Origin of the sequence: uncultured Lactobacillus sp. (genome assembly GCF_902491705.1) — a bacterium.
In the GTDB taxonomy this organism is placed as follows: Bacteria; Bacillota; Bacilli; order Lactobacillales; family Lactobacillaceae; genus Lactobacillus.
The window spans coordinates 1-6,908 of sequence record NZ_CABUIW010000082.1; the positions used below are offsets into that span (position 1 = coordinate 1).

Genomic DNA, 6,908 nt, shown 5'->3' on the forward strand with positions numbered 1-6,908 from the left:
GGCTTTCCCTTTTTCAATTTAATTTAGAAATTTACACAAAATATTTTACACTCCCAAACTCCACAAGGAGGACCACTTTTCTCACTATTGGCTAATATTTATCTGAATGAGTTGGACAAAAAGTTAACCAAATATGGTCGCCACTTTGTGCGCTATGCGGACGACTGTAAAAGTCAATGGGCCGAGAATGAGTAATGCAGAGCATTGCTAAGATTCTTAAAAAGCGACTGAAGGTTAAAGTTAACCCAGATAAAACTAAAATTGGTAGTAGTCCTTTACGATTGAAGTTTCTTGGCTTTTCAATAGGTGTGGACCGTAACAGTGCCTATGCCCGGCCAGCCAAGCAATCGAAAAAGCAAATTAAGCAAACACTAAAGCTATTAACCAAGCGTAACCGGGGAGTATCCCTTGAGCGAATGTTTGAGGAAATTCACCGAAAAATGCGTGGCTGGCTTCAGTATTACTCAATTAGAAAACTGACCGGTTTTATTCAACGCCTTGACCAATGGTTGAAAGCTCGAATAAGGCAGTATATCTGGAAATAATGGAAGAAATTGAAAACTAAGGTTACGAACTTACAAAAGTTAGGGTTGTCCTACCATGATGCGTATACTTTCGATAGTACCCGCAAGGGGCTACTGACGAACTACGCACAGTAAGACTCTAAACTATTCTCTAGCAAACCGAAAGCTGGAGCACCTTGGCCTGATCAATCTGTTCAAGACGCTCCAGTCAATTCAAAAGTGATTAAGTTGTCGAACCACCGTATACGGAATCGTACGTACGATGGTGTGAGAGGGCGATAATTGAATTAATCAATTATCGTCTACTCGATTGTATATGCACACTTTTTATTAAAGTATTCAATAGCTTCTTTGACGAGTTGCTCTAGCTCTTCCGGTATTTTTGGTCGTGCATGTTTATTCATTCAAACCAGCTTAAAATCGTTCCATTGGTGAGCTCTCCCATGGGGGACCTGGATGTGACATGCTGTGAACACAATTTCTGGAAGCTAAGTAATCGTTAAACATACTTGAACAGTATGCTGTTTCACGATCCGTATGGATCGTGCATCAGTTTCAACCTTAAATGCACGATTAAATGCCTCGATTACCGATGATGAGGTTTCAGTATCAGAAATGTTGTAGCTTAGAGCGTGACGGCCATATAAATCTAAAACAACATGTACTTGTGCTTTATGAAGTATGTGTTCGCCATAAACGACTTCCATTGACTTCATTTTCGCTTTTACTATTTGCTCATTTAATAGATTGTCATTAACATATTTTTATGGTATTGAATGCGGTTACGTTTCTTCTTCCTAACGTTGGCTTGAATTCCATGCTTACGCATGCAGTTAGTCACTCGCTTTAGTCCGGGTGTAAAATTTAATTGGTTCTCAAATTTTAACTGTGTAGTCATTGCTAAATATTCAAGCGTTCAATTATGTGCTTTTTCTAGTCCTAAGATAGCTTCAAGGAGTTCAGTCTGTTCTTTCTGATACCGACTTAGTTTCGATTGAGCTATTTATAATAACCATCGCGTGAAACACCAGCTGCTCTACACAGTCGACTAATTGACCAGTCATTTTCTCTTTTAGTTCTTGGATGGCCTGGAACTCTTGTTCATCTCCCGATTGCGTATTTCCACTAATTTTTTCTACGTTTGGTCAAGTACTTATTGTTATATAAAGGATTAAAAGCAATCTAAATATGTTGATCCAAAAGAACGGAGTAACTATATAAAGTTGGGTACACAAAAAGAATCCAATGTTCTTAAATTGTTTCATTAAGATGATATCGTGATTTATGATCAAGATCTTAAACTATAATCATAAGTTTGATCAAATTTAACAAGGTGATACGTTGTTTTAATTAAAATGAAGCATTGTTGCTATCGCAATTTTCTTAGTTCCACGCTCAGAAGATTGCTTCTTCCGCTGATAAGAATCATTAATATGACTTGGATGATAGTGAGAAACCATAGCGATACTTTGGATCGATTTGAATAAAATTTTTCTGGCTACTGTATTGCTTCTTTTACTTATATGATCATTTGCTACATAGTTTCCAGATTCATAATGGCGAAGATCTATTCCAATAAAAAGCATTTAAGGCGTTACTGTTTCTAAATCTTCAAATATCACCTAATTCATTAATTGAACAACTATCGTTTGCCAAATTAGGGTATACTAAGTAATTCATCAAATTCTTTTAGTGACTTAGCCAAATTAACCATCTTAGATATTACTATTTTCTTTTCATCTGATTCAGTTTGTACTTTACTGATTATATAATCAATTTGTTCAAAAACGGGTGAATCATCAGCAACTGAATAAACATTCTTAGCTGCACTAATTAGTGACTTAGCCATTTAGCAGCTCTTTGTATCGAAATTTGCTTCTTAGTTCCTTTTTTATTAGCTCAGTTAATAATATATTATTGGAATAAGTTAAAGCATTTTTTGGTTGACAAAAATTCTTTACAAGAAAATAATATAAATCATTTTTGAAGTTGCTTAATATATTCTCTATTTTTGGGAATACCACTTGGAGTGCCCTGTGAAGTCTGTTTTCTTTAATGGTTGATAGCTTTATTGTTGATTTACTTACATCTATTCCAAATACACAAAGCATTTTTACATCTCTGTGAAGTTCAAATCATTCGTTATCTTACAATCTAATTTTCTGTACTCAATTTCAATAGCCAACAGATTAAGACCAGATTTTTGTAAAATTAAACAAAATTGCCATTTTGCGATGCGACATTCAATGCCAAAGAAATTTGCGACATGTCAACTTCGTTTCCTACTCTAACAAAAAAGTAGTGGAAATTCAGATCCGTCAATTTGAATCTTCACTACTAAACTTAGTCTATTTTCTAACTTAATTTTGCAAATAGCGAAATAACAATATTTTAATTTTCTTACTGAGAAATGATCTAATTCCGCTGAGCGCTCTCGGACTATTTTATATTAAATATCATTACCAAAAAGAGTTTACTCAGGTGAGTAAAATAATTAGCAATTCAACTTTAATAAAGATAACAAAGTTAGCTAGAGACTATGCATACGCCTTCCAAGATTTAGTGTACTACGTTTAGAAGAATTCTAATGCTCAAATAATAGATGAAGTATTGCCATTGTTTAAAAATGATCTTTTTTAGTAATACATATATGAAAATGATTACAGAGATTTTACTAACAGACAGGAAGTTCCCATTAATTATTGCAGAAAGTAAAGAAAGCGTTGTTAAGATTAGAGGTACCTGTTAAAGAAATTTGAAAGAGTATTAATTACATTTTTCAATATTAGAAACACTTAATTGGTAGTTAAGTTACTGTTGAAGCTAGCTATGGTAAGGTAACGCTTTCCTTGCTACTTATGAGGGAATTTTTGTTTCAAGAAACTGAACTATATGGGATAAATAAGTAGAAAGAAAGATGCATTAACCTTTAATAGTCAAAAATAGTTTTCCTTACTTATATTTTGATAAACGAGTTTTGACATTTTTAATATTAGGGTCTACAATTACATGTTAAATGGCACTGTAATGGTTGCTTTGAATTAAGTTAATACTCGATAAATTATTAAAAAGTAAGTGAGGTTAGGTGCAGATGGTTACTGTAGAAGAACAACAATTGACTGATGCGCTGACGGCAAAGTCAACACGAACGATCGTCTTAGTGGACGTTGATGGTACTCAGCAAGAAATCAAACAAACTGTTCGTTTTCAACGCAGTAAAGTACCAACAGCAGATGGGCAAATAACTTATAGTCAATGGGTTATTCAACCTGATTCACCAAAGGAATGGGCTGAATTTGATGCTCCTGAAATTAAGGGCTGTGCACCTGATCGGGCATTTTTGCCAAGTGAACAGGTAAATGCCTGGACTCCTGATTCAAAGATCGTAATTGTCTACAATAAGTTTGATAATGAACGACTTGATGACCGGTATACCAAGACCAGTTCACGTCCACCGTTGATTCATCGTCCAGCTGAACCAAAAAAGACAAATATTCTTCATGGCCTTGGACTACGGATTGCCGGGTTAACTTCACTATTTGGTTTGCGTCATGCAAATTAAAATAAATTTTATTAAAATATCGATTGCTAAATAACGCCAGATGTAATATGATAATGGCGAATATTAAACACGGATGCATTTCAAGTAGATCATTCAGAGAGACAACGGTAGGTGCAAGTTGTTGATCGAAACTCCGGTGCAAGTAAATGTGGGCGGGTAATGCCGCACGGTTGATGGCCGTTATCCATCGCGAGGGTGACATTTAACTGTCAAACTTGGGTGGTACCGCGGAACTAAGAGCCATTTCGTCCCAAAATATTTTGAGGATGGAATGGCTCTTTTTGTTAGGAGGATACAATGTTAGATATTAAGAAGATTCGTAAAGATCCCGAATTCTTTAAGCAAAAATTAGCTACTCGGGGCGTTAAGGCTGAAGAAATTGATGAAGTAATCGAACTTGATCAAAAGCGTCGTGACTTGCTTCAAAAGACTGAAGCTTTGAAGGCCCAACGGAATGAAGCTTCAAAGAAAATTGGTGAAGCCAAGCGGAATGGTAAATCAGCTGACGAAGCAATTAAGGAAACCCGTGAATTGGGTGACCAAATCAAGGAACTCGATGAACAAGTTGAAGCAAATGATGAAGTCTTCCACGATAAAATGTCTCGCTTGCCAAATATTCCTCACGATGGCGTTCCAGTAAGTTTGACTGAAGAAGGTTCCGTTGAATTACGGAAGGTCGGCAAGATCCGTAACTTTGATTTCGAACCAAAGCACCACTGGGATGTTGGTGAAAACTTGGGAATCCTTGACTTTGACCGTGCGCGGAAAGTTTCTGGTGCCCGGTTTGTTTACTACCTTGGTTTAGGTGCCCAGCTTGAACGTGCCGTTTACAACTTCATGCTCGATGAACACATGAAGGACGGCTACACCGAAGTATTGCCACCATACATTGTTAACGCTGCTTCAATGTACGGAACTGGTCAATTCCCTAAGTTTAAGAAGGGTGTTTACCAAGTTAACGGTGAAGATATGACCTTGATCCCAACTGCCGAAGTACCATTGACTAACTATTACCGTGGCGACGTTATTCCGGCAGAAGAATTGCCAGTTTACGTTACAGCCTTGACACCATGCTTCCGTTCAGAAGCTGGGGCCGCTGGGCGAGATACCCGTGGTCTGATCCGGATGCACCAATTTAACAAGGTTGAAATGGTTAAGTATACGAAGCCAGAAGATTCATGGGATGAATTGGAAAAGATGACCGCCAACGCTGAAAACATCTTGAAGAAGCTCGGTTTGCCATACCACGTCATTACATTGACTACTAGTGATATGAGTTTCACCGCTTCTGAAACCCATGACCTTGAACTTTGGATGCCAGCTCAAAACAAGTACCGTGAAGTATCAAGTTGTTCAAACTGCCTGGACTTCCAAGCTCGCCGGATGCACACTCAATACCGTGATGAAAATGGGAAGTTACAATACGTTCACACCTTGAATGGTTCAGGCCTTGCCGTTGGTCGGACCGTTGCCGCTATTTTGGAAAACTACCAAAACGAAGATGGTTCCGTAACCATTCCAGAAGTCTTAGTTCCATACATGCACGGTGTTACTAAGATCACCAAAGAAAACGCGGTGCCGTTTAAAAAGTAGAGTGCGAACCGCGACGGACTAGCCACCGAGTACTAAGGAATCCCGGACGATGATTGTTTACAATCAAGGACGGGATAGTTAGACGGAGGTGGCGGTCGCGGTGAGCAGATCTTGACTATGTTGCCTAGAACCGAACTACTAAACATAATTAAACCAGGAACAACCTCCTTAATAGATGGTTGCTCCTGGTTTTTCTTTTGAATTTAGTTAAAAAGTCCATTGCTTTCGTTCTTTAGTTAATGGGAGGCGAAAAAATGAACTTAATTCAGAAATGGGAAGATGCCGGATTATCAAATGACTTTGTTTTCAGTAAGGTGATAATTGATCCAAAGATTTGTCAGGAAGTAATTCAACGTGTTTTACCGGAGTTGAAAATTGATCATATCAAACTACCAAATAGCCAAGAAGAGATTAATTTTGCTCCAGATGCGAAAGGAGTCCGCTTTGATGTATTTACTCGGGATACGAAAAATAATTGCTATGATATAGAAATGCAGGTTGCAGATGAAAAAGATCTGTTAAAACGAGCGCGATATTACCAAGCGATGACATCACTTGATTCGTACGAAAAAGGGAAAAATTACCAAGAAGCTAATAATTCATATGTGATTTTCTTTTGCTGCTTTGATCCGCTTGGCTTAGGCTTGCAGCAATATACCATTCATCGACACGTTGATGAAATCCCAAAACATATCGCAGACGATGGGACACAATTTTCTTAAATATTCCGAGTTTGCGGAAAGATGTTAATCAGCCTTTACAAAAATTTTTGGATGTGATTGCTAATCGTAAAGTTGATGGTGACGATCGTTTCATCGTATAATTAAAGAAAAGAGTCGCATTCGTCAAGCATAATAAGAAATGGAGGGCGGAATATATGCGTTTATCGTTATATGAAATGGATCGTCGCCATGGATTGAAGGTCGCGCGGCAAGAGGGTATAGAAGAAGGAAAAGAAGAAGCAATTTTGCAGGTTACAAGCTTATTCATCAAACAGCAATTGCCAAAAGAACGAATCATCGCTAATTTGAAAGAAGCGTATGACTTAACGGATGAGGAAGCTGAGCAATATTATAAACGGTGTCTGAAATAATGAGCAGATAAAAATTAGCAGTTCTAGCTGGTGATAATACCAATTAGACCTGCTTTTTAGGTTTAAAGTATAAAAAAGTATGGTTCTACAATTTTAAGTACTGATGGATTTAACATCAGTGCTTATTTTAGTTTAA

6 protein-coding genes and 1 pseudogene are annotated in these 6,908 nt (G+C 37.3%); 5 read left to right on the forward strand and 2 right to left on the reverse strand.

Features of this window, described 5'->3' with window-relative positions:
• Window positions 1–57: 57 nt before the first annotated feature.
• A pseudogene (locus RDN22_RS10680) lies at window positions 58–747 on the forward strand (group II intron maturase-specific domain-containing protein); the annotation flags it as partial.
• Between the two features lie 1,123 nt (window positions 748–1,870).
• Here the strand turns inward: RDN22_RS10680 and RDN22_RS11390 are convergent.
• The gene (locus tag RDN22_RS11390; RefSeq protein ID WP_374043099.1) at window positions 1,871–2,110 is read right to left on the reverse strand and encodes a transposase; all 240 of its coding nucleotides are present in this window, start codon (window positions 2,108–2,110) and stop codon (window positions 1,871–1,873) included.
• Between the two features lie 71 nt (window positions 2,111–2,181).
• Window positions 2,182–2,373, reverse strand: a complete 192-nt coding sequence (locus RDN22_RS10685; RefSeq protein ID WP_278557537.1) for a hypothetical protein — start codon at window positions 2,371–2,373, stop codon at window positions 2,182–2,184.
• Window positions 2,374–3,615: 1,242 nt separating this feature from the next.
• Here RDN22_RS10685 and RDN22_RS10690 point away from each other — a divergent pair.
• The 4 genes from RDN22_RS10690 (at window position 3,616) to RDN22_RS10705 (ending at window position 6,772) form a co-directional block, all read left to right on the forward strand.
• Window positions 3,616–4,086: a hypothetical protein gene (locus RDN22_RS10690; protein WP_278557535.1), complete on the forward strand. Its 471-nt coding sequence runs from the start codon at window positions 3,616–3,618 to the stop codon at window positions 4,084–4,086.
• Between the two features lie 297 nt (window positions 4,087–4,383).
• Window positions 4,384–5,679, forward strand: coding sequence for a serine--tRNA ligase (gene serS / locus RDN22_RS10695; RefSeq protein ID WP_308558091.1), 1,296 nt, complete (start codon window positions 4,384–4,386; stop codon window positions 5,677–5,679).
• A 254-nt stretch (window positions 5,680–5,933) separates the two neighbouring features.
• Window positions 5,934–6,401 carry an Rpn family recombination-promoting nuclease/putative transposase gene (locus RDN22_RS10700; RefSeq protein ID WP_278557531.1) on the forward strand — a complete coding sequence of 156 codons (468 nt, stop codon included), beginning with the start codon at window positions 5,934–5,936 and terminating at the stop codon, window positions 6,399–6,401.
• A 155-nt stretch (window positions 6,402–6,556) separates the two neighbouring features.
• On the forward strand, window positions 6,557–6,772 hold the full coding sequence (locus tag RDN22_RS10705; protein ID WP_240411106.1) for a hypothetical protein: 216 nt from the start codon (window positions 6,557–6,559) through the stop codon (window positions 6,770–6,772).
• Window positions 6,773–6,908 lie beyond the last annotated feature (136 nt).